Origin of the sequence: Streptomyces sp. B15 (assembly GCF_018070605.1) — a bacterium.
GTDB classification, from domain to species: domain Bacteria; phylum Actinomycetota; class Actinomycetes; order Streptomycetales; family Streptomycetaceae; genus Streptomyces; species Streptomyces smyrnaeus.
Window position 1 is genome coordinate 116,966 of record NZ_JAGPXJ010000003.1, and the last position, 23,084, is coordinate 140,049.

The 23,084-nt window shown below is 70.6% G+C and carries 22 protein-coding genes and 1 riboswitch; of the genes, 8 read left to right on the forward strand and 14 right to left on the reverse strand.

Translation table 11 applies throughout. The features are described from left to right. Positions 1–10: 10 nt before the first annotated feature. The 6 genes from KBY19_RS03065 to KBY19_RS03090 all read right to left on the reverse strand — a co-directional run bounded on the left by KBY19_RS03065 (position 11) and on the right by KBY19_RS03090 (position 5,500). A complete protein-coding gene (locus KBY19_RS03065; RefSeq protein ID WP_099882253.1) occupies positions 11–850 on the reverse strand; it encodes a MerR family transcriptional regulator in 840 nt (279 codons plus the stop codon). A gap of 57 nt (positions 851–907) precedes the next feature. After that, on the reverse strand, positions 908–1,708 hold the full coding sequence (locus KBY19_RS03070) for a VOC family protein (protein ID WP_099882255.1): 801 nt from the start codon (positions 1,706–1,708) through the stop codon (positions 908–910). A 333-nt stretch (positions 1,709–2,041) separates the two neighbouring features. Then, positions 2,042–2,740 carry a sensor domain-containing protein gene (locus KBY19_RS03075; protein ID WP_247690545.1) on the reverse strand — a complete coding sequence of 233 codons (699 nt, stop codon included), beginning with the start codon at positions 2,738–2,740 and terminating at the stop codon, positions 2,042–2,044. A 153-nt stretch (positions 2,741–2,893) separates the two neighbouring features. After that, positions 2,894–3,307, reverse strand: a complete 414-nt coding sequence (locus KBY19_RS03080; RefSeq protein ID WP_210965088.1) for a hypothetical protein — start codon at positions 3,305–3,307, stop codon at positions 2,894–2,896. Positions 3,308–3,542: 235 nt separating this feature from the next. Then, complete coding sequence (locus KBY19_RS03085) at positions 3,543–4,109, reverse strand: transglycosylase SLT domain-containing protein (protein WP_210965089.1); 567 nt, start codon at positions 4,107–4,109, stop codon at positions 3,543–3,545. A 278-nt stretch (positions 4,110–4,387) separates the two neighbouring features. Continuing rightward, complete coding sequence (locus KBY19_RS03090; RefSeq protein ID WP_210965090.1) at positions 4,388–5,500, reverse strand: FAD-dependent monooxygenase; 1,113 nt, start codon at positions 5,498–5,500, stop codon at positions 4,388–4,390. Positions 5,501–5,680: 180 nt separating this feature from the next. Here KBY19_RS03090 and KBY19_RS03095 point away from each other — a divergent pair, with 180 nt between their 5' ends. From KBY19_RS03095 to KBY19_RS03105, 3 genes are read left to right on the forward strand one after another with little or no spacing between them, the layout of a single operon-like run. Next, on the forward strand, positions 5,681–6,730 hold the full coding sequence (locus KBY19_RS03095; RefSeq protein WP_210965091.1) for a TetR/AcrR family transcriptional regulator C-terminal domain-containing protein: 1,050 nt from the start codon (positions 5,681–5,683) through the stop codon (positions 6,728–6,730). Between the two features lie 57 nt (positions 6,731–6,787). Beyond that, positions 6,788–7,477: a GNAT family N-acetyltransferase gene (locus tag KBY19_RS03100; protein WP_099882265.1), complete on the forward strand. Its 690-nt coding sequence runs from the start codon at positions 6,788–6,790 to the stop codon at positions 7,475–7,477. Then, a complete protein-coding gene (locus KBY19_RS03105) occupies positions 7,474–7,809 on the forward strand; it encodes a DUF427 domain-containing protein (protein WP_099882267.1) in 336 nt (111 codons plus the stop codon). The genes KBY19_RS03100 and KBY19_RS03105 overlap by 4 nt, the downstream gene beginning before the upstream one ends. Before the next feature lie 191 nt (positions 7,810–8,000). Here the strand turns inward: KBY19_RS03105 and groL are convergent, their stop codons facing one another. The 4 genes from groL to thrC all read right to left on the reverse strand — a co-directional run bounded on the left by groL (position 8,001) and on the right by thrC (position 12,582). Beyond that, the gene (gene groL / locus KBY19_RS03110; RefSeq protein WP_099882269.1) at positions 8,001–9,629 is read right to left on the reverse strand and encodes a chaperonin GroEL; all 1,629 of its coding nucleotides are present in this window, start codon (positions 9,627–9,629) and stop codon (positions 8,001–8,003) included. Positions 9,630–10,115: 486 nt separating this feature from the next. Next, on the reverse strand, positions 10,116–10,319 hold the full coding sequence (locus tag KBY19_RS03115; RefSeq protein WP_016472377.1) for a cold-shock protein: 204 nt from the start codon (positions 10,317–10,319) through the stop codon (positions 10,116–10,118). 470 nt (positions 10,320–10,789) lie between these two features. Then, positions 10,790–11,065, reverse strand: coding sequence for a MoaD/ThiS family protein (locus tag KBY19_RS03120; RefSeq protein WP_099882271.1), 276 nt, complete (start codon positions 11,063–11,065; stop codon positions 10,790–10,792). A 194-nt stretch (positions 11,066–11,259) separates the two neighbouring features. Beyond that, a complete protein-coding gene (gene thrC / locus KBY19_RS03125; RefSeq protein WP_180289674.1) occupies positions 11,260–12,582 on the reverse strand; it encodes a threonine synthase in 1,323 nt (440 codons plus the stop codon). A gap of 17 nt (positions 12,583–12,599) precedes the next feature. Further along, a riboswitch (SAM riboswitch) is annotated at positions 12,600–12,749 on the reverse strand. A gap of 221 nt (positions 12,750–12,970) precedes the next feature. Between thrC and KBY19_RS03130 the strand changes: the two genes are divergently transcribed. Both KBY19_RS03130 and KBY19_RS03135 read left to right on the forward strand, forming a co-directional pair. Beyond that, on the forward strand, positions 12,971–13,972 hold the full coding sequence (locus tag KBY19_RS03130; protein ID WP_099882274.1) for a glucosyl-3-phosphoglycerate synthase: 1,002 nt from the start codon (positions 12,971–12,973) through the stop codon (positions 13,970–13,972). A 137-nt stretch (positions 13,973–14,109) separates the two neighbouring features. Beyond that, complete coding sequence (locus tag KBY19_RS03135; protein WP_210957541.1) at positions 14,110–15,666, forward strand: trehalose-6-phosphate synthase; 1,557 nt, start codon at positions 14,110–14,112, stop codon at positions 15,664–15,666. Positions 15,667–15,735: 69 nt separating this feature from the next. Here KBY19_RS03135 and otsB read toward each other — a convergent pair whose 3' ends face one another. Genes otsB through KBY19_RS03150 form a run of 3 tightly spaced genes read right to left on the reverse strand, consistent with a single transcriptional unit; the run spans position 15,736 to position 18,303 of the window. Further along, entirely contained in the window at positions 15,736–16,593 is an 858-nt protein-coding gene (gene otsB, locus KBY19_RS03140) for a trehalose-phosphatase (protein WP_210957540.1), read from the reverse strand. Between the two features lie 29 nt (positions 16,594–16,622). Next, positions 16,623–16,991, reverse strand: coding sequence for a DUF3263 domain-containing protein (locus KBY19_RS37415; protein WP_210957539.1), 369 nt, complete (start codon positions 16,989–16,991; stop codon positions 16,623–16,625). A 25-nt stretch (positions 16,992–17,016) separates the two neighbouring features. After that, complete coding sequence (locus KBY19_RS03150; protein WP_099882281.1) at positions 17,017–18,303, reverse strand: extracellular solute-binding protein; 1,287 nt, start codon at positions 18,301–18,303, stop codon at positions 17,017–17,019. 352 nt (positions 18,304–18,655) lie between these two features. On the opposite strand from KBY19_RS03150, the gene KBY19_RS03155 reads away from it, so the two are divergent. The 3 genes from KBY19_RS03155 (at position 18,656) to KBY19_RS03165 (ending at position 21,968) form a co-directional block, all read left to right on the forward strand. Then, positions 18,656–19,615, forward strand: coding sequence for an ROK family protein (locus KBY19_RS03155; protein ID WP_099886593.1), 960 nt, complete (start codon positions 18,656–18,658; stop codon positions 19,613–19,615). Beyond that, entirely contained in the window at positions 19,612–20,805 is a 1,194-nt protein-coding gene (nagA, locus tag KBY19_RS03160; RefSeq protein WP_210965092.1) for an N-acetylglucosamine-6-phosphate deacetylase, read from the forward strand. The genes KBY19_RS03155 and nagA overlap by 4 nt, the downstream gene beginning before the upstream one ends. A 185-nt stretch (positions 20,806–20,990) precedes the next feature. Further along, entirely contained in the window at positions 20,991–21,968 is a 978-nt protein-coding gene (locus tag KBY19_RS03165) for a 1-phosphofructokinase family hexose kinase (protein ID WP_185017387.1), read from the forward strand. A gap of 31 nt (positions 21,969–21,999) precedes the next feature. Here KBY19_RS03165 and KBY19_RS03170 read toward each other — a convergent pair whose 3' ends face one another. Continuing rightward, complete coding sequence (locus tag KBY19_RS03170) at positions 22,000–23,028, reverse strand: carbohydrate-binding protein (RefSeq protein ID WP_099882286.1); 1,029 nt, start codon at positions 23,026–23,028, stop codon at positions 22,000–22,002. Between the last annotated feature and the right edge of the window lie 56 nt (positions 23,029–23,084).

Here is a 23,084-nt window from a genome sequence, read left to right on the forward strand (position 1 = left end):
TCCCATCGGCTCAGCCGACTGCCCGTACCACCGGCTCCTGGAGCTCCGTCACCCACTGCTCCGGACCGCCCTCGCAGGAGAGCAGCAACTCGCGCGGATATCCGGCGGAGCGGTAGCCGTTGGCCTCGATCCAGGTGGCCAAGGTCTGCAGCGCGGGCATGACCTCGTCCATGGGTCCGTGGTGCACCAGCGTGGCCGCCGTCTCGACCTCCGGAAGGTCCACCACCTGGAACCCCCCGGACCCTGGAGCTTCGGCCTCCGGCGCCACCTGCACCGCCGCATGCACCAGGACGCTGTCCTCGTCGTCCCCCGGCCCCTTCTCGTAATAGGCCAGCCCCAGCCCCGTCGGCTCCACACCCGCCCTCTCCAGGCGCGGGAACAACTCCTCGTACAGGGGCTTGATCACCGGCCCGATCGACTCCGGTCCCGCCCGGTCGGCGACCCCCGACAACTCCGCCACCCGCACTTTCGGCAGCCGCTTGACCACCACGTCCTCGGAACCCATGTGTCCCTCCCTCTCGATCAGCCGAAGACGCGCCCCCACCTGTGCGAGCCGTGCGGCGTCGGCCTCCATCGCCGCCCGCAGCTCCACCTGCCGCAGCCGCAGCATCCCCCGCAGCTCCTCGACGCTGATCCGCTGGTCGATGATCTCCCGCACCTGCTCCAGCGTGAAGCCGAGCTCTTTGAGCGCGATGATCCGATTCAGCCGGGACAGCTGTGCCGCCGCGTAGTAGCGATAGCCGGTGTACGGGTCCGTACGAGCGGGCCGCAGCAGCCCGACCGCGTCGTAGTGGCGCAGCATCCGCACCGACACCCTGCCGTGGGTCGCGAAGTCTCCGATGGTGAACATGACTCCCCCACTTCACGACCTCACACGGTGTGAGGGTCAATCCCCGCCCGCCGCTCGTCACCCCATGTTGGGGTCTCCCTTGATCAACGCGAAGGGCGCGCCCGCCGGGTCCCGGAGCATCGCGAGACGCCCCACACCGGGCGCGTCCGTCGGCGGGATCAGCACCTTCGCCCCGGCGCCGGTGGCCCGGGTGCACGTCGCGTCGCAGTCCTCCGTCGCGAAGTACGGATGCCACTCCGAGGTCGACCCGGCGCTCAGGTTCTCCTGCGGGAGCTGCATGATGCCGCCCTGCCCGGTGTCGCCCTCCGTACCGCCACCGGGCGACGACACCACCGTGTAGACCAGGTCGTCACCCATCGACATGTCCTCGTAGAACCAGGAGAACACCGCCGTGTAGAAGCCCTTCGCCGCTGCCGCGTCGGTGGTGTACAGCTCCGTCCAGCACAGCGTCTCCGGCTCCATGACCACTTCCAGCCCCGCAGTTTCCGCCGGCTGCCACACGGCGAAGTCCGCGCCGGTCGGATCCGTGAACTGTGCCAGGCGTCCCGCGGTGAACACATCCATCGGCTCGGTCCGTACGGTGCCACCCGCCCGCTCCACCTGGGCACGGGTCGCGTCCGCGTTCTGCGTGTGGAAGTACGTCGTCCAGGCCGGGCTCGCCCCCTCCTCCATCAGCGGGCCGACGGCGGCGACGGTCTTGCCGCCGCGCTGGAAGAACCCGTACCCCCCGGCTTCCGGCCCCGCCGACTGGAACTGCCAGTCGAAGACGCTGGTGTAGAAGGCGACGGCAGCGTCCACATCGGGTGCGCCGAAGTCGAGCCAGTTGGGGGTGCCGGGAACGAAGTCGGTCGTCAGCATGCGGATCCTCCGACGGACGGGGCTGGGTATTGCGTGCTGTGCGGTGCCTCCGGGCGCTGCCTGCGTACCTGCTCCTCCTGCGTACGGGGCCCTGCTGCCTGCTGCCTGCTGCCTGCTGCCTGCTGCCTGCTGCCTGCTGGGCGTACAGGACTTGCTGGAGGTGGTGTGTGCAGGCCGTACACCCGGCGCTGCGAAAGGTGCCCGCCCGTCGCAGCTGCCCGCCGCCTCAGGATGGCAGCAGTTCGGCCGGCGCGCCGCTCGAGCGCCCGCTCCCTCCCCCGGGCCCCGTCTGACCAGGCCCCGAGCCCCGGGACCCCGGTCCGCAAGTCCGCGTCACAGCTCGCCCCGGCGCAGCAGGACGCGTCCCAGGCTTGCCTGTACCACCGTGAGCCCCCGCACCACCGGCACCGTTGTGAGCAGCAGGAACACACCGAGCGCCGTGTTGAAGGCGATGTCGGGACCCCGCCCCGATATGCCGAAGGCCAGATCCATCAGGCCGTCCTTCCCGTCATCGCGGGGTAGCGACCAGGACCACAGCCCATAGGTGAGCTCGCCGAGCCCACCCACCAGCCAGGTGACTGCGAGGGAGAAGGTCACCACCCGGAGGGGGAAGGCGAGCACCGCGTGTGCCAGCTCCCGCCACGCCTGCGGATCACGCACGATCTTCCAGCGTCCGCCGCCGCTCCCCTTCTCCGACGAAGCCGGTTCCCGGCGACGGTGCGGGAGAGGGCGGCCGGTGACTGCGGCTATGTGGTCCGCCTCGACACGAGCCAGATACCGGGCCATGGACAGTGTTCCGGCCAGCACCGGCAGACCGAGGACGATGACGAGCGTCGAGACACCGAGCGCGAAGCCCGTCACCATCAAGACGAACGCGGCGATGCCCATCGGCAGCCCCGAGAGGAGATACCCCACCTCCCGCCCGAAACGTCCCCCGCCACGGGCGCCGGAGACCGCCGGCATCGGTGCCGAAAGCGCGGAGGAGGGGGACTGGGAGGGTCGACTGGGCTGTACGTGCGTCGTCGTTGTCATGTGTCCACTGTCGCCGGACCGCGAGCCCGAACCCATACCGCTGGGGCCCGAACTCGGGGTGTATCTAGCACTACCCCGTGTTCGGGCCCCAGCGGTACGTACAGCACGCCCACAGTCAGCCGACGCGCGTACCGTCAGCGGACGCGCATACCGTCAGCGGACGGTCACCGTCACCGGATTCGAGGGCTCACCCGCGATCATCGTCCGGACCTGGTTCACGCCCTTGATGCCGAGCTTGACGCGCATCGAGTAGTCCAGTGAACGGTTGACGATCGATGTCCCCGGCAGCGTCTTCCACTTGCCGCGCTGCTTCTGCTGGAGGTGCACGGTCGTCCCCGCCTTGATCCCGGTCACCTTCCCACGCAACCGGAACTCCTCCCACTGCTTCACATGTTCCCGGTCTGCAGTGACGGTGTTGGTCCTGGCCCTGGAATCGGCCTGGACCGAGGTGTCGGCAGTCGCGGTGGGTTCGCCGGTCGTCGCGGTCGCTGTAGCAGCACCCACCCCGATCAGCCCGACGGTCATGACACCGGCAACGGCAGTACGGAAACGAAAGGTTGCGGCCATGGTGTGCGTCCTCTTCTCGTGAGTTCGGTGTACTCCGCCCGCCAACAGCGGTACACCGGCGGGCATTTCAGGCATCCCCACCCGATGACCCGAATACTCCACAGAACAGACGAGCGGACATTGAGAAGAAGGAGCGGATATATGCGAAGGAGCGGGTGGGAGGTGGTGTTCCTCCCGCCCGCTCCTGTTCGCATGCGTGGCGTGGTGCTGTGTGTGGTGCTGCAGGGGTTGCTGGTCAGTAGGCGGAGTCGACGTTGTCCATGGAGCCGTAGCGGTCGGCGGCGTAGTTGCAGGCGGCGACGATGTTGGCGACCGGGTCGGTCAGCTGGTCGGGGGTGCCTTCGACGTGGTAGCGGTCGAAGGTGGGCTGGATCACCTGGAGGAGGCCCTTGGAGGGGGTGCCCTTCTTGGCGTTGATGTCCCAGTCGTTGACGGCGTTGGGGTCACCGGCCGACTCGCGGATGATGTTGCGCTTGATGCCCTCGTAGGAGCCGGGGATGTCGTGCTTGTTCATGATGGCGCGGGCCTCGCGGATCCAGCCGTCCAGGTTGTCCGCGTACTCCTTGCCACCGGCCTTCTTCTCGTCCTTCTTCTCGTCCTTCGCCTTCGCCTTCGTGTCGGCCTTCGCCTTGGCGTCGTGGGCGTGTGCGACGGCGGCGGGCTGGGTGGCGGGCTTGGCGGGGGCCTGGGCGGCGTGGGCGGTGCCGGCCAGGGCGGTGGTGGCGATACCGGCCGCGCCCAGGGCGGTCAGGCCGGTGGTGGCCAGGCGGGCGGGCTTGAGCGAGCGAAGAGCGGTACGCATGCGAGCGGAGAGCCTTCCAGTGGGGGACGTGTCCGGCCGCGCACCCCCCGGGGGCCGCACCTTGTGGTGCGTTTGTCCCGGTCTCGTCGCGACCTGGCACCCACCCTGGGAACCGGCTCCCCGGCCCGACAACTGTGTGACCTACGACCCCGCATAGTGCGACATACCCGACTCGATCGAGCCGCCGCACCCCTCGCCCCGTATCCACGAAAACCGGGGCATACGATTCGGCTTCGTAAGTGATCTGGCTCCTATGGGCGGCCTCACACACCAACCCCCTACGCGTCACCCAGGGTGAGGGCATTCTTCGCTCGGGTGAGGGACTCCTCGGAAGCTCCCTGGCCGGGATTCTCGGTGGCGAGGGCCTGGTTGAGGGCGACGTAGGGGCGCATGCGCTCCTCGTAGCGGGGCAGTGCGGTGGCAGGGTCGGCGGACGGCCTGCCCAGTTCCTCGGCGAGGACGTAGGCGCCCACAAGGGCGAGGCTGGTTCCCTGACCGGAGAGCGGCGAGGCGCAGTAGCCCGCGTCGCCGACCAGCGCGACACGACCCCGTGTCCAGCTGTCCATGTGGACCTGCGCCATGGCGTCGAAGTAGAAGTCGGGCGCGGTCCGCATGGCCTCCAGCAGCTTGGGGGTGTCGCCCCCGAGGGAGGCCATGTTCTCGGCGAGGAGGTTCTTCTGCTGCTCGAGGTCGCGGTGGTCGTGGTCGAGCGACTGCGACATGAAGCCGAGAGTGGCGCGGATCTCGGTGTTCTCGCGTACGGGGTACACGCAGTAGCTCGCGGTCTCGCTCTGGACCCACATCTGCCAGTGGTCGAGGTCGAGGAAGTTGTCCGTACTGAAGACGGCCACATGGGAGCCGAGATGGCGGAGATGGTCGGACTCGGGGCCGAACGCCAGGCGGCGTACGCGAGAGTGCAGCCCGTCCGCCCCTATGACGTAGTCGAACGTGCGACGGGCACCCCCGGCCAGGGTGACCTGGACTCCGTCCTCCGCCTGTGCGAGAACCGCAATGGAGTCGTCGAACAGGAACTCCGCCGCGTCCCGCGTCCGCTCGTACAGCATCGCGGTCAGATCCTCCCGCAGCAGCTCTATGTCGCCGTTGTCGAGTCGGCCGCTGCTGTACGTCATCTCGGTGGAGCGCCAGAGTTCGTTGCCGTCCCCGTCGTGCATCGACATGCCGCGCATGCGGGTACGGGCTCGGCGCGCCTCGCCGAGGAGGCCCGTCCGGTCGAGGACGTCGAGGGCGACGCCGCGCACGTCGATGGCGTGGCCGCCGGGTCGCACGGCGGGCGCCCGCTCCACGACGGTCGGCGCGTAGCCGTGGTGACGGAGCCAGTGCGCGAGGGTGAGCCCGGCGACGCCGGCGCCGGAGATGAGGACGGTCTGCATGGCGACTCCTTCGTACGGTGTACGCCCGATCTGGACAGCACTGAATGTACGGCGTACACGCCCGCTCGCCAACCCACGTCAGCCCCGCCTGACCCCTCTCTGTGCTAGGACAGACCCGGCCCCCGGCGGTCGCCGTGCTGCTAGCCTCTGTTCTAGTACAGCCAGTGGAAGGGATGGATTGTGGCCCACCTCTCACCGCCGTACGCGCGCATCGCGGCCGAGTTGCGGCGGCGCATCGCCGAGGGAGAGCTCGCTCCTGGTGACCGGGTGCCGTCCACCCGTCAGATCGCCCGCGAGTGGAATGTCGCCCTGGCCACCGCGACCAAGGTGCTGACCACCCTCCGCATGGAGGGACTCGTCGAGGCCCGGCCGCGCGTGGGGACCGTGGTCGCGGATCGGCAGCGGAGGACGGCACCGGCCGGAGGTCCGGCGGATTCCGCCCGGCCGGCACCGGCCGCGGACCCGGCGGATTCCGCCCGGCCGGCACCGGCCGCGAGCCGTCGTGCCCCGCTCACCCGCCCGGCGTCGGACGTCGGCCCGAGCGCCGAGGGGGAGTTGTCCCGCGAGCGCGTCGTCCGCGTCGCCATCGGGATCGCCGACTCCGAGGGGCTCCCCGCGCTGTCCATGCGGAGCGTGGCGGCCCGCCTGGGCGCCGCGACGATGGCTGCCTACCGTTACGTGGGCGGCAAGGACGAACTGGTGCTGCTGATGGCGGACACCGTTCTGGGCGAACGGCGGCTGCCGCCCCCCGGCTCCCCGGACGTACCGGCCGACTGGCGGGCCCGGCTGGAGCTGGGCGCCCGCTCCCTGTGGCAGCTGCACCGCGCCCACCCCTGGCTGGCCCAGATCGGTCCGCTCACCCGCCCGCTGCTGCTGCCCAATCTGCTGACGTACTCGGAGTGGATGCTCAGCGCACTGGACGGCCACGGTCTCCACCCGGCGACCATGCTCGATCTGAATGTGCTGCTCTACAGCCACATCCAGGGGCTCGCCATCCAGTGGGAACGTGAGACCGCGGCCGAGAGCAGCACCGGTCTCTCGGAGGACGCCTGGATGGCACAGCAGGCGGGGACGCTCGCGTCGCTCACCGCCTCCGGCGCCTACCCGACCTTCGCCCGTCTCGTCGACGCGCTCGGTGAGGACGGCTACGACCTCCACCTTGAGCAGCTGTTCGAGACCGGACTCGCCTCCATGCTCGACGGTGTGGCCCGGCTCGTCGCCGAGCGGTGAACCGGTGCGGCGCCAAATTCGTTCGACCCCGCTCCCCCTCTTCGGCAAGCTCTCGTCATGGAAGCCGACATCTGGCCCTTGTACGGGCTGCGTCTGACGACACCCCGCCTCCAGCTGCGCCTTCCCGACGAGCGGACGCTCGCCGAGCTGGCGGAGCTCGCCGCCGGAAAGGTGCACGACGACAGTGAGATGCCGTTCAGCATTCCGTGGACCGCCGCGAGCCCCGAGGAGCGCAAGCGCGGCTGCTTCCAGCACGTACTGAGCACCATCGCCGACTGGCGGCCGGAGGCCTGGACGCTGAGCCTCGCCGTACTGCACGAGGGCCGGGTGATCGGGCGCCAGGACGTGACCAGCACCGATTTCGCGGTCGTACGGGAAGCGGAGACCGGCTCCTGGCTCGGTGCGGCGCACCAGAACCAGGGGTTCGGCACCGAGATGCGGGCAGCCGTACTGCAGTTGGCCTTCGCCGGGCTCGGGGCGCGCAGCATGACGTCGGCCGCGATGACGGACAACCCGCGCTCGCGGCGGGTCTCGGAGAAGCTGGGGTACCGGCCGGACGGTCTGATGAGCGCAGCCGTGCTGGGCCGGGCCCGGACCTTCGAGCGGCTTCGGCTGGACCGTGCCGACTGGGAGGCGCACCGCTCGGTACCGGTTGAGACGGCGGGACTGGAACCGTCGGCCCTGGCGCTCTTCGGGGCCGGGAGCGACGCTGGAGTCCGAGAATCCGCGAGGAAGGACATCCCATGACTGCACAGGGCCACACGATCACTGTCGAGGAAGGCACCGAACGCGTGCGCGTGGTCACGCGAGACGGCCGGGTGCTGGCGGACAGCCGCCGTCCGGTGCTGCTGAGCGAGACCGGCTACCCGGTGCGGTACTACCTGCCGCCCGAGGACGTCCGCACCGATCTGCTGACGCCGTCCGACACCCACACCCGCTGCCCCTTCAAGGGCACCGCCGACTACTGGTCGCTGGCCGACGGTACGGCCCAGGACATCGCCTGGTCCTATCCCGAGCCGTTCGACCAGGTGTCCGAGATCAAGGGACACCTCTGCTTCGCGGACGTCGAGGTGGGCTGACACCGGCGCAACAGGCGAGCGGTGGTCGAGCAGCAGGCCAGGCGAGCGGAAGCGGCAGCAACGGCGAAGGGCGGGCACCCCGTTCGGAGTGCCCGCCCTCGTGCTGCCTCAGCAAGCTGAGCTGCCTCAGCAGGCTGTACTGCCTCAGCAGGCGGCGGAGCCGTACGTACGAGACGTACGGCTCGGACTCGTCAGAAGTCCATGCCGCCCATGCCACCACCGGCAGCCGCGTCGGCGCCGGCGGCGGCCTTCTCCGGCTTGTCGGCGATGACGGCCTCGGTGGTGAGGAAGAGCGCCGCGATGGAGGCGGCGTTCTGCAGCGCGGAGCGCGTCACCTTGGCCGGGTCGAGGATGCCCTCGGCGATCATGTCGACGTACTCGCCGGTGGCCGCGTTCAGACCGTGGCCCGGGGTCAGGTTGCGCACCTTCTCCACGATGACGCCGCCCTCGAGGCCGGCGTTGACCGCGATCTGCTTGAGCGGAGCCTCCAGGGCCAGCTTGACGGCGGCGGCACCGGTGGCCTCGTCGCCCTCCAGCTCCAGCTTCTCGAAGACCGAGGACGCCTGCAGCAGGGCCACGCCACCGCCGGCGACGATGCCCTCCTCGACGGCCGCCTTCGCGTTGCGGACGGCGTCCTCGATGCGGTGCTTGCGCTCCTTGAGCTCGACCTCGGTGGCGGCACCGGCCTTGATGACGGCCACGCCGCCGGCCAGCTTCGCCAGGCGCTCCTGGAGCTTCTCGCGGTCGTAGTCCGAGTCGCTGTTCTCGATCTCGGCGCGGATCTGGTTGACCCGGCCCGCGACCTGCTCGCTGTCGCCCGCACCGTCGACGATGGTGGTCTCGTCCTTGGTGATCTGGACCTTGCGCGCACGGCCCAGCAGGTCGAGGGAAGCGTTCTCCAGCTTGAGGCCGACCTCCTCGGAGATGACCTGGCCGCCGGTGAGGATGGCGATGTCGTTCAGCATCGCCTTGCGGCGGTCACCGAAGCCCGGGGCCTTGACGGCGACGGACTTGAAGGTGCCACGGATCTTGTTGACGACCAGCGTGGAAAGGGCCTCACCCTCGACGTCCTCCGCGATGATCAGCAGCGGCTTGCCCGACTGCATGACCTTCTCCAGCAGCGGAAGGAGGTCCTTCACGTTGCTGATCTTGGAGTTGACGATGAGGATGTACGGGTCTTCGAGCTCCGCCTCCATGCGCTCCATGTCGGTGGCGAAGTAGGCGGAGATGTAGCCCTTGTCGAAGCGCATGCCCTCGGTGAGCTCCAGCTCGAGCCCGAAGGTCTGCGACTCCTCGACGGTGATGACGCCTTCCTTGCCGACCTTGTCCATGGCCTCGGCGATCAGCTCACCGATCTGGGTGTCGGCCGCGGAGATGGAGGCGGTGGAGGCGATCTGCTCCTTGGTCTCCACGTCCTTCGCCTGCTCCAGCAGAGCGGCGGAGACAGCCTCGGTGGCCTGCTCGATACCGCGCTTCAGAGCCATCGGGTTGGCACCCGCGGCAACGTTGCGCAGGCCTTCCCGTACGAGCGCCTGAGCCAGCACGGTGGCGGTCGTCGTGCCGTCACCGGCGACGTCGTCCGTCTTCTTGGCGACCTCCTTGACCAGCTCGGCGCCGATCTTCTCGTAGGAGTCCTCGAGCTCGATCTCCTTGGCGATGGAGACACCGTCGTTCGTGATCGTGGGGGCGCCCCACTTCTTCTCCAGAACGACGTTGCGGCCCTTGGGGCCGAGCGTGACCTTGACGGCGTCGGCAAGCTGGTTCATGCCACGCTCAAGACCGCGCCGCGCCTCCTCGTCAAAGGCGATGATCTTGGCCATGTGGGTTGGTCCTCCCTGGATTCCCCCGTGCGCCGAGCGCAAGGGGAGGGTTGGATTTCTCCGGACCGCGTGGCGCCCGCGACGGACGGCCTACGACCCGGCGGTTCCTTCCCCACCCGGCCTACGGCCTCACCGACCCGGTCCTTCTCTGTCACTCTCACTCGCAGAGTGCTAACCCAATGATTAGCACTCGGGCATGGAGAGTGCAAGCGACGTTCGGGGCGCCCCTCGCTTGCGGCGTGCCCCCTCTCTTTCGTCCGGTGAGGGGGTGCCCCTGGATCTGGCTTGCGGGCTGCGGGTGCTTCGTGGTCGCTCGCGCAGTTCCCCGCGCCCCTGACGGGGCGCGGTCATTCCCCGGAGCTCGGGAGGTCTGCGCCTGGGGGAGCAGGGCTGGCAAGCGCAGCCCCCATGCGGGGTACGCAACAGAAGGGGCCGCACCAATGGGTGCGGCCCCTTCTGTGTGTGCTCTGCGCAGTCCGGCGACACTCAGCCGGTCACGCGGACCATGTCCGCCTGCGGCCCCTTCTGACCCTGCGAGATCTCGAACTCGACCCGCTGCCCTTCGTCCAGGGTGCGGTAACCGTCCATCTGGATCGCGCTGTAGTGGACGAACACGTCCGCACCACCGTCGACCGCGATGAAGCCGTACCCCTTCTCCGCGTTGAACCACTTGACGGTGCCCTGAGCCATTCCTAACTCCCCTATTACTGGCCCTTGCGCGAGCCCGCACTTCGCGAACCCGGGTCAGACCTCACCCCCACCGGCAAGCGGGGGCGTGCGCCGGAACGCGTCGACCGCCGCTGAATGTATCTGCACGGACGCCCTCTGCAACAGGTCAATCGGACGAGAATTCTGGGCACGGCTGATCGGATATAAGTCTCAACTGCGGCTGGAGCAGGGCAAGTCGGGCCAGACATACAGGGCCTTCACGACAATTGCCGCTCGGTTTTCGACAGCAACTTGTCCCGTTGTTGTCGCGATGGTGTTCCGCCCTCGCCGCGTACTCACTTCGCGGCCGGCGCCTATCGGGGGAGGGAACTTCCGTCACTCTACCGTCTCCCGAAACACGGAATCGCCCCCTCCGCTTTTCTGTGGAAGGGGCGATCCCGCGGCTGAAGCGCTGGTGACAGGCTCCGCGGCGGCGGGTGGGACCGAACGGGTCAGCCGCCGGCCACCGCCGGGATGATGGAGACGCCCGCACCGTCCGGGGTGGGCGTCTCCAGGCCCTGCTCGAAGCGGACGTCGTCGTCGTTGACGTAGACGTTGACGAAGCGGCGGAGCTTTCCGGCGTCGTCGAGGACGCGCGCGCTGATGCCCGTGTGGTTCTTCTCCAGGTCCGCCAGTACCTCGCCGAGGGTGCCGCCCTCGGCTGTGACCTCGGCCTGACCACCTGTGTAGGTGCGCAGGATGGTCGGGATCCGGACGTTGACGCTCATGTCGATCTTCCTAACGTAAGTGGGAACGCGCCCCGGAGGCGTCCGCTCCGGTCTTCCCGCCGCCTAAACACCGGGGGGCGGATTTCAGCCGTCTGAGGCATTCGGCATTCCGGCAACGGGAGGCGCCTTCGGTGACCGGGACGCCTCGGGTCAGTCCGTGCCGGCCTACCGGCCAGTCGTCACCGGCCCTCGGGTCAGGCCAGACCGGCTTCGCGGAAGGCCGCCAGATTGGGGCGGATCACCGCGCTGGGCCGGGCGGTGGGGGCCACGGCGTCGAGGGTCTTGAGGCCGTCGCCCGTGTTGAGGACGACCGTCGTGAGGCTCGGGTCGATGGCGCCGGACTCGATCAGCTTGCGGGTCACACCCAGCGTGACGCCCCCCGCCGTCTCCGCGAACACCCCCTCGGTCCGCGCGAGCAGCTTCATCGCATCGACGATCTGGGCGTCGTCGACGTCCTCGACGGCCCCGCCGGTGCGCCGGCAGATGTCGATGACGTACGGCCCGTCCGCCGGGTCCCCGATGGCCAGGGACTTGGCGATGGTGTCGGGCTGCTTGACCGGGCGTACGGCACTGGTGCCGTCCTTGTACGCACGGGACACCGGCGAGCACCCCTCCGCCTGCGCGGCGTAGATGCGGAACGGCTTGTCCTCGACCAGCCCGAGCTCGATCAGCTCCCGCAGCCCCTTGTCGATCTTCACCAGCTGGCAGCCGGAGGCGACGGGGATGACGAGCTGGTCGGGCAGCCGCCAGCCGAGCTGCTCGCAGATCTCGTACGCCAGGGACTTCGAGCCCTCGGCGTAGAAGGGCCGCAGGTTGACGTTGGTGAAGCCCCAGCCCTCGCCCAGCGGGTCGCCGATGAGCTCCGAGCAGAAGCGGTTCACATCGTCGTAGGTGCCGTCGATCGCGACGAGGTCACCACCGTAGATCGCCGCCATCACCACCTTGGACTGCTCCAGCCCGTCCGGGATGAACACACAGGAGCGCAGTCCCGCGCGGGAGGCGGCGGCGCCCACCGCACCGGCCAGATTGCCGGTCGAGGAGCACGAGAGGGTGGTGAACCCGAAGGCGCGGGCTGCCTCCAGCGCGATGGCGACCGGGCGGTCCTTGAAGGAGTGGGTGGGGTTGCCGGAGTCGTCCTTGACGTAGAGCCCGCCGGTCACGCCCAGCTCGGCAGCCAGCCGGTCGGCCTTCACCAACTGGGTGAAGCCGGGGTTCAGGTTCGGCTTCTCGGCGACGTCGGACGGTACCGGCAGCAGCGGCGCGTAGCGCCACATCGAGGCGGGTCCGGCCTCGATGCGCCTGCGCAGCCCCTCCGGGTCGCCGGTGGGCAGCTCGTAGGCGACTTCCAGCGGGCCGAAACACTCCAGACACACGAAACTGGGTCCCAGCTCGGTGCGGGTCCCGCACTCCCGGCAGGAGAGGGCGACGGCGGCGCCGAGATCGTGGGAGGCGGTTTCGGACGCGTCAGTGGCGTCGGTGGAAACGGTGCTGTTCGCTGCAACTGTCTGCACAGCCATGGAGGCGAGGCCCTTTCTCCTCATCTTCCCCGTGGCGTATCTCGTCACGGGCCGGAATTGGCACCGTCCCCACGAGGCGGTCTCGCCTGGAGGTCCGCGTACGCGCGGATCGCGGGATGGTTGCCGGGGCTTCAACGGGCCGTTCCCTCTGCCCCTCTGGATGAGCTGCACTATGGCTCCGGGCGGCCAGGGGCCACTCGGGCGTTTGTCGCGGCGACCCCGAGATGCGGAGGTCACCTGCGTTGTTCAAGACTGTAACGGACGGCGGTCACGCTTGAGAGGGACGTCCGAACCGCGAGATGGATCAATCCGTCGCTCCTCCTCCCCGGTCCCGGGCCGGGCCCGCACCGCCCGTCCTGCCTCTGCCCGACTACAGGAAGGCGCGCACGTGCTCGACGAAGTGGGCCAATGGCTGCAGCGCCGCTCCTGGCGTGTCGCAGACCGGCCGCTGGAGGCGCTGCTGGCGGCCAAGCGCCGCTCCGGCACCAGCGTCAGCGTGGTGCTGCCGGCGCTCAACGAGGAGGCCACCGTCGGCGACATCGTCTCGGTGATCCGCCGCGAACTTGCCTCACCCCATCTGGACACCGGGACCCCGCTGGTGGACGAGCTGATCGTGATGAACTCGGGCTCGACCGACCGCACCGCCGAGGTCGCGGCGGCGGCCGGGGCCAAGGTGATCCACCGGGACGAGGTGCTGCCCAGGCTGCCGACCCGCCCCGGCAAGGGAGAGGTGCTGTGGCGCTCCCTGCTGGCGACCAGCGGCGACATCGTCTGCTTCGTCGACGCCGACCTGCGCGAATTCTCGCCGGACTTCGTCATCGGCATCGTCGGACCCCTGCTGACGGAGCCGGACGTGCAGTTCGTCAAGGCGATGTACGACCGCCCGCTGTCCGGCAGCCCGGCAGGCGGCGGCCGGGTGACCGAGCTGGTGGCACGCCCGCTGCTCAATCTGCACTGGCCGCGGCTGGCCGGTCTCGTCCAGCCGCTCGGCGGTGAGTACGCGGCGCGCCGCTCGCTGCTGGAGCGGCTGCCCTTCCCGGTCGGCTACGGGGTGGAGCTGGCGCTGCTGGTCGACGCGCTGGAACTGGTGGGGCTGGACGCGCTGGCCCAGGTCGACGTGGGCGTACGGCTGCACCGCAACCAGGACGGGCAGGCGCTCGGCCGGATGGCCACCGCCATCTACGCGGCCGCAGAGCGCCGGATAGGCCGCGGCCCCGCGGCGGTGCACGACGCACGGAGCGTGTTCGAGGGCCGGTCCGGTGGGACGGCGCTGACCCAGTTCGAACGGGACGAGGGCGGCTGTTTCGTGCCCCGCGGCCATCTGGTGGACGCGGAGGAGCGCCCTCCGATGTGCACGGTGCCCGAGTACGGGCAGCGGGTGGCCGCGTGAGGGCCCCGTTCGTGCTGGGCAGGGGCTGCCCTGGCTGTCGTGTGCGGGCCGCGGGTTGTCGGGGGCTGGTCGCGCGGTTCCCCGCGCCCCTGCGGGGCGCACTTTTGAGCGGTTTCGGCGGCGGCTAGGCTCGCCGCATGGTCGCTGGAACACCATCTTCGCAGGGAGCTCACCACACCGCCCAGGGAACGGCCCAGGAGGCAGCCGAGGCCAAGTCGTCGCAGGTGCTGGTCGCCTCCAACCGGGGGCCGGTGTCCTACACGCGTGCGGACGACGGCACGCTCACCGCCAAGCGGGGCGGCGGCGGACTCGTCTCCGGGCTGTCGGCCATCGGCCCCGGGACGGACGCGGTGTGGGTGTGCGCGGCGCTCGGTGAGGGCGACCGCGAGGCGGCCCGGCGCACCGGGGGTCACCTGGACAGCGGGGAGACCGGCGGACAGTCCGTACGGATGCTCGACATCCCGGCCGACACCTTCGAGGCGGCGTACCACGGCATCGCCAACTCCGTGCTGTGGTTCACCCACCACATGCTGTACCAGACACCGCTGGAGCCCTCCTTCGACCAGGACTTCGGCCGCCGGTGGGCGCAGTACGAGGCGTACAACGCCGCCTTCGCCGACGCGCTGGCACAGGAGGCGGGGCAGGGCGCCACGGTGCTGGTGCAGGACTACCACCTCACGCTCGTCCCCGGCATGCTCCGCGAGCGCCGCCCGGACCTGCGGATCGGCCACTTCTCGCACACCCCGTGGGCGCCCGCCGACTACTTCCGGCTGCTGCCGGACGAGATCGCGGCCCAGGTGCTGCGCGGCATGCTCGGCGCCGATCGCACGGCGTTCCTGACCGCACGCTGGGCCGCGCTGTTCACCGAGTGCTGCGAACGGGTGCTCGGGGCGACGGTCGAGGGGGGCACCTCCCGGCCGGGGGCCGGCGGCGAGGGCGAGCCCCTCACGGTGACGTACGAGGGCCGCACGACACGGATCGGGGTGCACCCGCTCGGCGCGGACGGCGACTTCCTGCGGGAGCGGGCGCACCGCGACGACGTCGCCGAACGGATGGCGCAACTGCGCGGGCAGGTGGGTACGGGGCCGGACGGAGGCCCTCGCCGGACGGTCGTGCGGGTGGACCGGACCGAGCTGTCCAAGAACATCGTCCGCGGTCTGTACGCCTACCGACGGCTGCTGACCGACCACCCGGAGTGGCGCGAACGCGTCGTCCATCTGGCGTTCGCCTATCCGTCGCGGCAGGACCTGGCCGTCTACCGCGACTACACGGCAGAGGTCGGCCGGGTCGCCGACGCGATCAACGAGGAGTTCGGCACCGCTGACTGGACGCCGGTCCTGCTGCATGTGAAGGACGACTTCGCGCGGTCGCTCGCCGCCTACCGGATGGCGGACGTCGCTCTGGTCAATCCCATCCGCGACGGGATGAACCTGGTGGCGAAGGAGATCCCCGTCGTCTCCGACGAGGGCTGCGCCCTCGTGCTCTCCCGGGAGGCCGGGGCGTACGAGGAACTGGCGTCCGACGCCCTTTGTGTGAACCCCTTCGACGTGCGCGAGACGGCCGCCGCCTTGCGGACCGCCCTCGAACTGGACCCCGCCACCCGCGCGGCCCGCTCCCGCCGGCTGGCCGCGACCGCCACCTCGCAACCCCCGACGCGCTGGCTCCTGGACCAGCTGGAGGCGCTGCGCGACTGAGCCCCCGGTCGTCCCCGGTCGTGGACAGCCGCCCGGGGGGGGCGGGGCAGCAGTCGCGCAGCCGGTGGACTACAGCGCGTCCGCCAGAGCGTGGAGCCACGCCGCCAGACCGGCCGGGCCCGGGACCCGGAGGTCCGATTCGGCACGGAGCCGGGGGACCATCTCCGCGTCCGTCTCCGGAGCGCTGTAGAGCAGCAGCCCCGGCACCCCCTCGCTGCGGAGCGCCGTGACAGCGGCGTAGGCGCTCAGGTCGCCGAGGTCGTCACCGGCGTAGGCGACGGTGGTGGCGGACCGCTCGCGGACGTAACCGGCGAGGGCGGCGCCCTTGTCGGCGCCCGGCGGGCGGAGTTCGAGCACCATGCGCCCGGGCTCCACCAGGAGCCCATGCCGCTCGGCAAGGGCATACAGCGGGGCGCGCAGCCGTTCAAGTGCTTCATCGGGAGAGCCCGCGCGCCGGGTGTGCACGGCAAGCGCTCTGCCCTTGTCCTCCGTCCAGGTGCCCTCCGGCGCTCCCGCTTCGGCGAGTACGGCGGGGAGTTCGGCCCGTACGGCCGCGACCCCGGCGGGGGGCTCGGGTGCGCGTACGACCGGGTCGGCGGCGTCCCACCGTTCGGCCCCGTACGCGCCGAGCACCGTCAGCCCCTCCAGTCCGGCGGCGCCCTCGAAGCCGCCGTACCGCACCGCGTCCGCCGCTGGGCGACCGGTGATCACGGCGACCCCGGCGAGCCGGGGGGCGAGCCGCGCCAGCGCCGGCACGGCTTCGGGGTGCGCCCGCGCCTCTCGCGGGTCGGTGACGATGGGCGCGAGGGTCCCGTCGAAGTCGAAGGCGAGCACGGCGCGCGCGGGCTCGGCGAGGAGGGCGGCGAGCCCCGCGCGCCCTGCCTCCGTCTCCGGTTCGGGAGACGGGGAAAGCGGAGGAAGCGACATGACCGCACCTTAACGAGCGGGGGCTCCCGCTAGTGGGTGCGATCCCGGTTGCTCTGCCGGACACGCCGCAGCCGGTTGACCGTCACGGGGTCGAACTCGCTCGCTCGGGGATCGTCCAGAAGCGCGTTGAGGTACTGGTAGTAGCGCACGGGCGACATTCCGAGCTGCTCCCGGACGGCGCGTTCCTTCTCCCCTGAGGAGGGCCAGCCGCGGGCGGCGAAGGACAGCACTGCGCGGTCCTCGTCCGAGAGTCCCGCCGCCCCACCACCGACCGACGCGCGCCCGGCACCGGGCTCCGAACCGCGCCCGGCACCGGGCTCATGCTCGGAAACCGGCTCGGAAACCGGCTCGGAAACCGGCTCGGAAACGGGCTCGGGTTCGCCTTCCGTGCTGCTCACCTCTCCACCGTACGTGCGCGGTGTGTCAGGAGGCCCCCGCCTCCTCCTCGGCCTCCGCCTTGCGCTGCAGCGAGGTGAGCACGGCCTTCGGGTCGCCGCCCTTGGCAGCCGCCTGGCCGATGGTCTTCTTCATGACCGCGCTGGTGCTCGCCCAGGACACCTTGCCCACCGGGTAGAACTCGGCACCGGCGAGCTGGTCGAGGAAGGGCCAGAGCTTCTTCTGCTTCTTGTCCTTGCGCATCCGCCGGGACGCGCTGGTGGTGACGGGCAGCAGCCCGTACCGGGAGGTGAAGGCGTAGTGGTTCTTCTCGTCGAAGACGAAGGCGAGGAACTTGCCGCACGCTTCGCGGTGGCCGTTCTTGCGGAACGCCATCATCCAGTCGGCGACGCCGAGGGTGCCCTCGGCGGGGCCGTTGCTGCCGGGCAGCTTTCCGGTCCCGTAGGAGAGGTGCTTCTTGTCGGCCTGCTGCATCAGGGTGGGGTGGCCGTTGAGGATGCCCACCTGGCCCTCGGTGAACGCCTCGAACATCTTCTGCCGGTCGACGCGCTGCGGGCCGGGCTCGGTGTAGCCGGGCGTGACGAGGTTGTCGCGCAGCCACTGGAACGTCTCGACGTTCTCGGGGGAGTTGATGGTGTAGTTGCCGACGCTGTCGACGTAGGAGCCGCCGTTGCCGAGCATCCACATCAGGGCCTCGCCCTGTGCCTCCTCGGGGCCGAGCGGCAGGCCGTAGGGGATCTTGACGCCGGCCGACTTGAGGGCGCGGGCCGCGGACTTGAGGTCCTCCCAGCTCTCCGGCGGCTCGTCGGGGTCGAGCCCGGCCTTCTTGAAGAGGTCCTTGTTGTAGAAGAGCACCCGGGTGCTGGCGACGAACGGCAGTCCGTACTGGACGCGCTGCACCTCACCGGCCTCGGCGAGCGAGACGAGGAACTCGGCCTGCGCGGGTATCGGAAGCAGCTCGTTGACCTTGTAGAGCTTTCCTTCGGCTGCCCAGTCGGCGTACGAGTCGACCTGCGCGATGTCCGGCGGATTGCCTTTGTCGACCATCTCGGTGAGCTTCTTGCCGATGTCGTTCCAGCTGTGCACGGTGACGTCGACGGTGATGTCGGGGTTCTTCCTGGTGAACTCGTCGGCGAGTTTCCGCCAGTAGATCTTCGAGCTGTTGTCCCCTCCGGGGGTCCCGTAGTCGGCAGCGACGAGTTTCAGCGTCACCTTTCCCGACCCGGGGCCGCCGCCGCAGCCGGACAGTGCGGTCATTCCGGCCGCACCGGCCACTCCCGTCGCGGCCATACCCAGGAAACGACGCCGTTCCATCTTCCTCATACCCCTCAGCCCTGCGAACCTCGGAACCTGCCACGAGCATCCTGATGCCCTCGTTCCCCCCTGGCACCACCGACCCCGGTCCCACGGGCCGGAGTCTCCCCCAGGAGGGCCCGAGCGTCTACCTGAACCGGATACCAGTACGGAATCAGCTTGGCTTCCGTTCGGTGATCCGGAGCGGGAAGCCACCGGAGTGGACTAGACCTTTTGACCTCTCGCACGGGAGACTGTGCCCGTGAGTACCCGTGACGAGGCCACCAGCGCACCCGGCGTACCAGGCACCTCCACCGTGCCCGACGCGCCCGCCGTGCCGAGCGACGCACCCGCCGCGCCGAGTTCGCCCCCCGTGCAGTACGTCATCGCCCTCGACGTGGGCGGCACCGGAATGAAGGCCGCCCTCATCGGCACCGGCAACGAACTGCTGTACGAGGCGCGCCGGGGCACCGGGCGCGACCGCGGACCCGAGGCCGTCGTGGCCGGAATCCTCGACTTCGCGGCCGAACTACGCGCCGTGGGCCTGACGCGGTACGGCACCGAGCCGTCAGCCGCGGGAGTCGCCGTCCCCGGCACCCTCGACGAGGAGCGCGGCATCGCGGTCTTCTCCGCCAACCTCGGCTGGCGCGACGTCCCCATGCGCGCCCTGCTGCGCGAACGCCTCGGCCGCGGACGGGACGAGCAACTGCCGCCGCTGCCCGTGGCGCTGGGCCACGACGTGCGCACCGGCGGGCTCGCGGAGGGACGCATCGGCGCCGGTGACGGCGTGGACCGCTACCTCTTCCTGCCGCTGGGCACCGGCATCGCGGGCGCCATCGGCATCGGTGACCGGGTCGAGGCGGGCGCGCACGGCAGCGCCGGCGAGATCGGCCATATCGTCGTCCGGCCCGACGGGCCGCCCTGCGGCTGCGGACAGCGCGGCTGTCTGGAACGACTCGCCTCCGCCTCCGCCGTCGGCGCCGCCTGGGCGGCAGCCTGCGGTGACCCCGAGGCGACGGCGGCCGATGCCGCCAAGGCCGTCGCCGCGGGCGACCCGCGTGCCCAGCGGGTGTGGGCAGACGCCATCGACGCGCTGGCCACCGGCCTGGTCACGGGACTTACCCTGCTCGATCCCCGCACACTGATCATCGGCGGTGGCCTCGCCGAGGCGGGCGACACCCTCTTCGTTCCGCTCCGGGAGGCGGTGCGCGAGAAGGTCACTTTCCAGCCACTCCCGACCATCGTGCCCGCGGCCCTCGGGGACGCCGCGGGCTGCCTGGGCGCAGGGCTTCTGGCCTGGGATCTACTCTCCGCGGAGGTTGCGAGCCGATGAGCAAGCGAACGGTGCTGACCGGTGCCCGGGTGGTATTGCCCGAAGGGGTGCGCGACAGCGGCAGATTGACGGTCGAGGGCCGCACCCTCGCCGCCGTCGGCTCCGCGGACGACGCGGAGGACAGGGCCGCCGACACATCCGGCGCGCCCCGAGCCGACGCCGGAACCGTCGATCTGACGGGGCACTGGATCGTGCCCGGGTTCGTCGACATCCATGTGCACGGCGGCGGGGGCGCGTCCTTCTCTGCGGGCAGCCACGAGGAGTCGCTGAAGGTCATCGACACCCATCGCAGACACGGCACCACCACCATGGTGGCCTCCACGGTCACCGGCGATCTGGACGAACTGTCCCGGCAGGCGGGCTCGCTGAGCGAACTGGTCGAGCAGGGCGACCTGGCGGGCATCCACTTCGAGGGACCGTTCATCTCCTGCGAGCGGCGCGGCGCGCACGACGAGTCGCTGTTGCGCGACCCGGACCCCGGCGACGTACGCAAACTCCTGGACGCGGCGCGCGGCCGAGCGGCGATGATGACGCTCGCACCCGAACGCCCCGGCGGTCTGGACTCGGTGCGGCTGCTCGCCGACAGCGGCGTCATCGCAGCCGTCGGCCACACGGACGGCAGCTACGAGAGCACCCGGCAGGCCGTCGACGCCGGTGCGACGGTGGCCACACATCTGTTCAACGCCATGCCGCCGCTCGGCCACCGGCAGCCGGGGCCGATCGCCGCGCTGCTGGAGGACGAACGCGTCACCGTCGAACTGATCAACGACGGCACCCATCTGCACCCCGCCGTGCTGCGACTGGCGTTCGACGCGGCGGGCGCTGACCGGGTCGCCTTCATCACCGACGCGATGGGCGCCGCCGGCATGGGCGACGGCCGCTACCCGCTGGGCCATCTGGAGGTCGAGGTGCGGGACGGCGTGGCCCGGCTGGTGGAGGGCGGCTCCATCGCCGGTTCCACCCTGACGCTCGATCAGGCGTTCAAACGTGCCGTCACCGTCGACGGGCTGTCGGTCGACGACACCGTCACGGCACTGTCCACCAACCCCGCCCGGCTGCTGGGCGTGGCCGACCGCGTGGGCTCCCTGGAGCCCGGGAAGCTGGCGGACCTGGTGGTGCTGGACGAGGGGTTCAACCCGACCGCCGTCATGCGGCAGGGCAGTTGGGTGGTCCCCCCGCACACCCGCTGAGCTGGACCAAAGGGCCGCCCGGCGCGGGTTCCTGACGGCACCTCCCGGCCGTAGGCTGGGTGCGGCATGATCGCTGACGCGGTCGCGTCCCGTTTGCAGTGTCGTTCGTCGTGGGTTGTGTGTGTCATGAACCGTCGGTTGTTTGTCATGAACCGTCGCAAGACGGATGAGGGTGGTGCGCGCAGATGATCCTGACCGTCACGCTCAACGCCGCGCTCGACCTCACCTACCGGGTGCCCCACCTCGTCCCGCACGCCTCCCACCGGGTACGGGAGGTGACCGAGCGGCCCGGCGGAAAGGGCCTGAACGTCGCCCGGGTGCTCGGCGCGCTCGGCTTCAGCACGACCGTCACCGGGTTCGTCGGCGGCGAGACCGGCCGCGTCCTGCGGGCCCTGCTCGCCGCGAACGCGGAGGCGGAGAAGGAAGGCACCGAGGGCCCGGCGGGCGGCGGCAGGCCCCGGGTCGCCGATGCGCTGGTCCAGGTCGCCGGGCGTACCCGGCGCACCGTCGGCGTCGTCGACGAGACCACCGGCGACACCACCCAGCTCAACGAGCCCGGACCGCACATCACCCCCGAGGAGTGGGACGGCTTCCTGACCGTCTACCGCCAGCTGCTGGGCCGCGGCCCGGCAGCCGTCGCACTGTGCGGCAGCCTGCCGCCGGGCGTCCCCGTCGGCGCCTACGCCACGCTCGTGCGCGAGGCCCGTACGGCCAGCATCCCCGTGCTGCTGGACACCAGCGGCGAACCGCTGCGCCGCGGCCTCGCCGCCCGGCCCGACATCGTCAAACCCAACGCCGAGGAGCTCGCCGGGATCACCGGGACGGCCGAACCGCTGCGCGCGGCGCGGGCCGCCCAGCGGCGCGGCGCCCACGCGGTGGCGGCCTCGCTGGGGGCGGACGGCATGCTGCTGGTCGCCCAGGACGGCGCCTGGAGCGCCGCCGTCCCCGAGCGGCTGGCGGGCAACCCGACCGGCGCGGGCGACTCCGCGGTCGCCGGCCTGCTGTCCGGCCTCGCCGAGGACCTGCCGTGGCCCGACCGGCTGGCCCGTGCGGTGGCCCTGTCGGCGGCTACGGTGCGCTCACCGGTGGCCGGCGAGTTCGACGAGGCCACCTATGCGCAGCTGCTGCCGTCGGTGCGGGTCCGCAAGGCGGAGACCCCCTGACAGGCCGGTCCCCGGACCCGCGCCCACGCGGCTAGCCGCCGTTCCAGCCCTTGGTCAGCCAGACCTGGTCGAGATTGACCTCGCACTTGTTGCCGGCCTCGCAGGAGATCTTGACCGAGTTCTGGCCCTTCTTGAGCTGGATGTTCGACCAGGTGTTCTGCCAGCCGTGCTCCCAGTCGCCTTCCTTGGCTCCGGAGAAGTTCTTCATCCGCAGCGGCCGGCTCTCGGGCTTGCCGTTGATGGTGAGGGTGGCGTCCGCGTCCTTGCCGGGCACGCCGTAGCGGACATGCAGCGTGTACTTGCCGGCGGCGGGGATGTCCTTCAACTGCCAGGTCGCCGAGGCACCCGGCTGGTTCATCCCGCCCACATAGGCGCCCCGCTGCCCCTTGGCGCCCGCCACCTCGGTGGCGGCCTTGGCCCCGCCGCCGAGCCGGAGGCTGGCCGCGTCCTCCTTGGGCAGCTTCTTGGACGCGGGCTGCTTGTCCTTGTTGTCCTTCTCGTCCTTGCCCTCGTCGCCCTGGTCCTGGCTGTCCTGCTGCGAGCTGGTGTCCTTGGCCCGCGGGTCGTCGGCGCTGTCGTCCTCGTTGAAGACGATGGCGGCGCCGATACCGATCACCACCGCGGCCACCACGGCTATCGCACCCACCAGCAGACCGGTCCGGTTGCGACCGCCCCGGCCGTTGCCGCCCTGGCCGCCCTGCTGCCGCGCGGCGGCACGTCCACCGGGCACGGTCTCGGGCGCGGCGTAGTGCGGGCTGGGCTGGTGCTGCGGAGGCGGGGGCTGCTGCGGGTAACCGTAACCGGACTGCTGCTGCGCGTAACCGGAGCCCTGCTGCGGATAGCCGTAGCCGCCGGTGCGCTGCTGTTGCTGCGGGTAGCCGTAGCCGTACTGCCGCTCACCGACGGCACGGACCTGGTTGAAGGAGCGACGAGGGACGCCGGGCTGCTGGCCGGGCGCGGCAGGCTGCTGGGCCCCGCCCTCCTGCCGGTACAGATACGCGAACGGGTCCTCGTCGCCCCCTTCCGGCGCAGCCCCCGTGCCGTTGTTCTCGGCGGTCATCCCCTCACTCCCTACTGCGTCAGGTATCCGGGCGAGCCTACCTCTCCTGGGTGAAC

Excerpts from the sequence above, each read along its gene's own strand:
- otsB (WP_210957540.1), bottom strand. The coding sequence starts at position 16,593 with ATGTCGCTTCCTCCGCTTTCCCCGTCTCCCGAACCGGAGACGGAGGCA.
- KBY19_RS03090 (WP_210965090.1), bottom strand. The coding sequence starts at position 5,500 with ATGCAGACCGTCCTCATCTCCGGCGCCGGCGTCGCCGGGCTCACCCTC.
- KBY19_RS03100 (WP_099882265.1), top strand. The coding sequence starts at position 6,788 with ATGGAAGCCGACATCTGGCCCTTGTACGGGCTGCGTCTGACGACACCC.
- KBY19_RS03150 (WP_099882281.1), bottom strand. The coding sequence starts at position 18,303 with ATGGAACGGCGTCGTTTCCTGGGTATGGCCGCGACGGGAGTGGCCGGT.
- groL (WP_099882269.1), bottom strand. The coding sequence starts at position 9,629 with ATGGCCAAGATCATCGCCTTTGACGAGGAGGCGCGGCGCGGTCTTGAG.
- nagA (WP_210965092.1), top strand. The coding sequence starts at position 19,612 with ATGAGCAAGCGAACGGTGCTGACCGGTGCCCGGGTGGTATTGCCCGAA.
- KBY19_RS03065 (WP_099882253.1), bottom strand. The coding sequence starts at position 850 with ATGTTCACCATCGGAGACTTCGCGACCCACGGCAGGGTGTCGGTGCGG.
- KBY19_RS03070 (WP_099882255.1), bottom strand. The coding sequence starts at position 1,708 with ATGCTGACGACCGACTTCGTTCCCGGCACCCCCAACTGGCTCGACTTC.
- KBY19_RS03075 (WP_247690545.1), bottom strand. The coding sequence starts at position 2,740 with ATGACAACGACGACGCACGTACAGCCCAGTCGACCCTCCCAGTCCCCC.
- KBY19_RS03080 (WP_210965088.1), bottom strand. The coding sequence starts at position 3,307 with ATGGCCGCAACCTTTCGTTTCCGTACTGCCGTTGCCGGTGTCATGACC.
- KBY19_RS03085 (WP_210965089.1), bottom strand. The coding sequence starts at position 4,109 with ATGCGTACCGCTCTTCGCTCGCTCAAGCCCGCCCGCCTGGCCACCACC.
- KBY19_RS03170 (WP_099882286.1), bottom strand. The coding sequence starts at position 23,028 with ATGACCGCCGAGAACAACGGCACGGGGGCTGCGCCGGAAGGGGGCGAC.
- thrC (WP_180289674.1), bottom strand. The coding sequence starts at position 12,582 with ATGGCTGTGCAGACAGTTGCAGCGAACAGCACCGTTTCCACCGACGCC.
- KBY19_RS03105 (WP_099882267.1), top strand. The coding sequence starts at position 7,474 with ATGACTGCACAGGGCCACACGATCACTGTCGAGGAAGGCACCGAACGC.
- KBY19_RS03115 (WP_016472377.1), bottom strand. The coding sequence starts at position 10,319 with ATGGCTCAGGGCACCGTCAAGTGGTTCAACGCGGAGAAGGGGTACGGC.
- KBY19_RS03120 (WP_099882271.1), bottom strand. The coding sequence starts at position 11,065 with ATGAGCGTCAACGTCCGGATCCCGACCATCCTGCGCACCTACACAGGT.
- KBY19_RS03135 (WP_210957541.1), top strand. The coding sequence starts at position 14,110 with ATGGTCGCTGGAACACCATCTTCGCAGGGAGCTCACCACACCGCCCAG.
- KBY19_RS03165 (WP_185017387.1), top strand. The coding sequence starts at position 20,991 with ATGATCCTGACCGTCACGCTCAACGCCGCGCTCGACCTCACCTACCGG.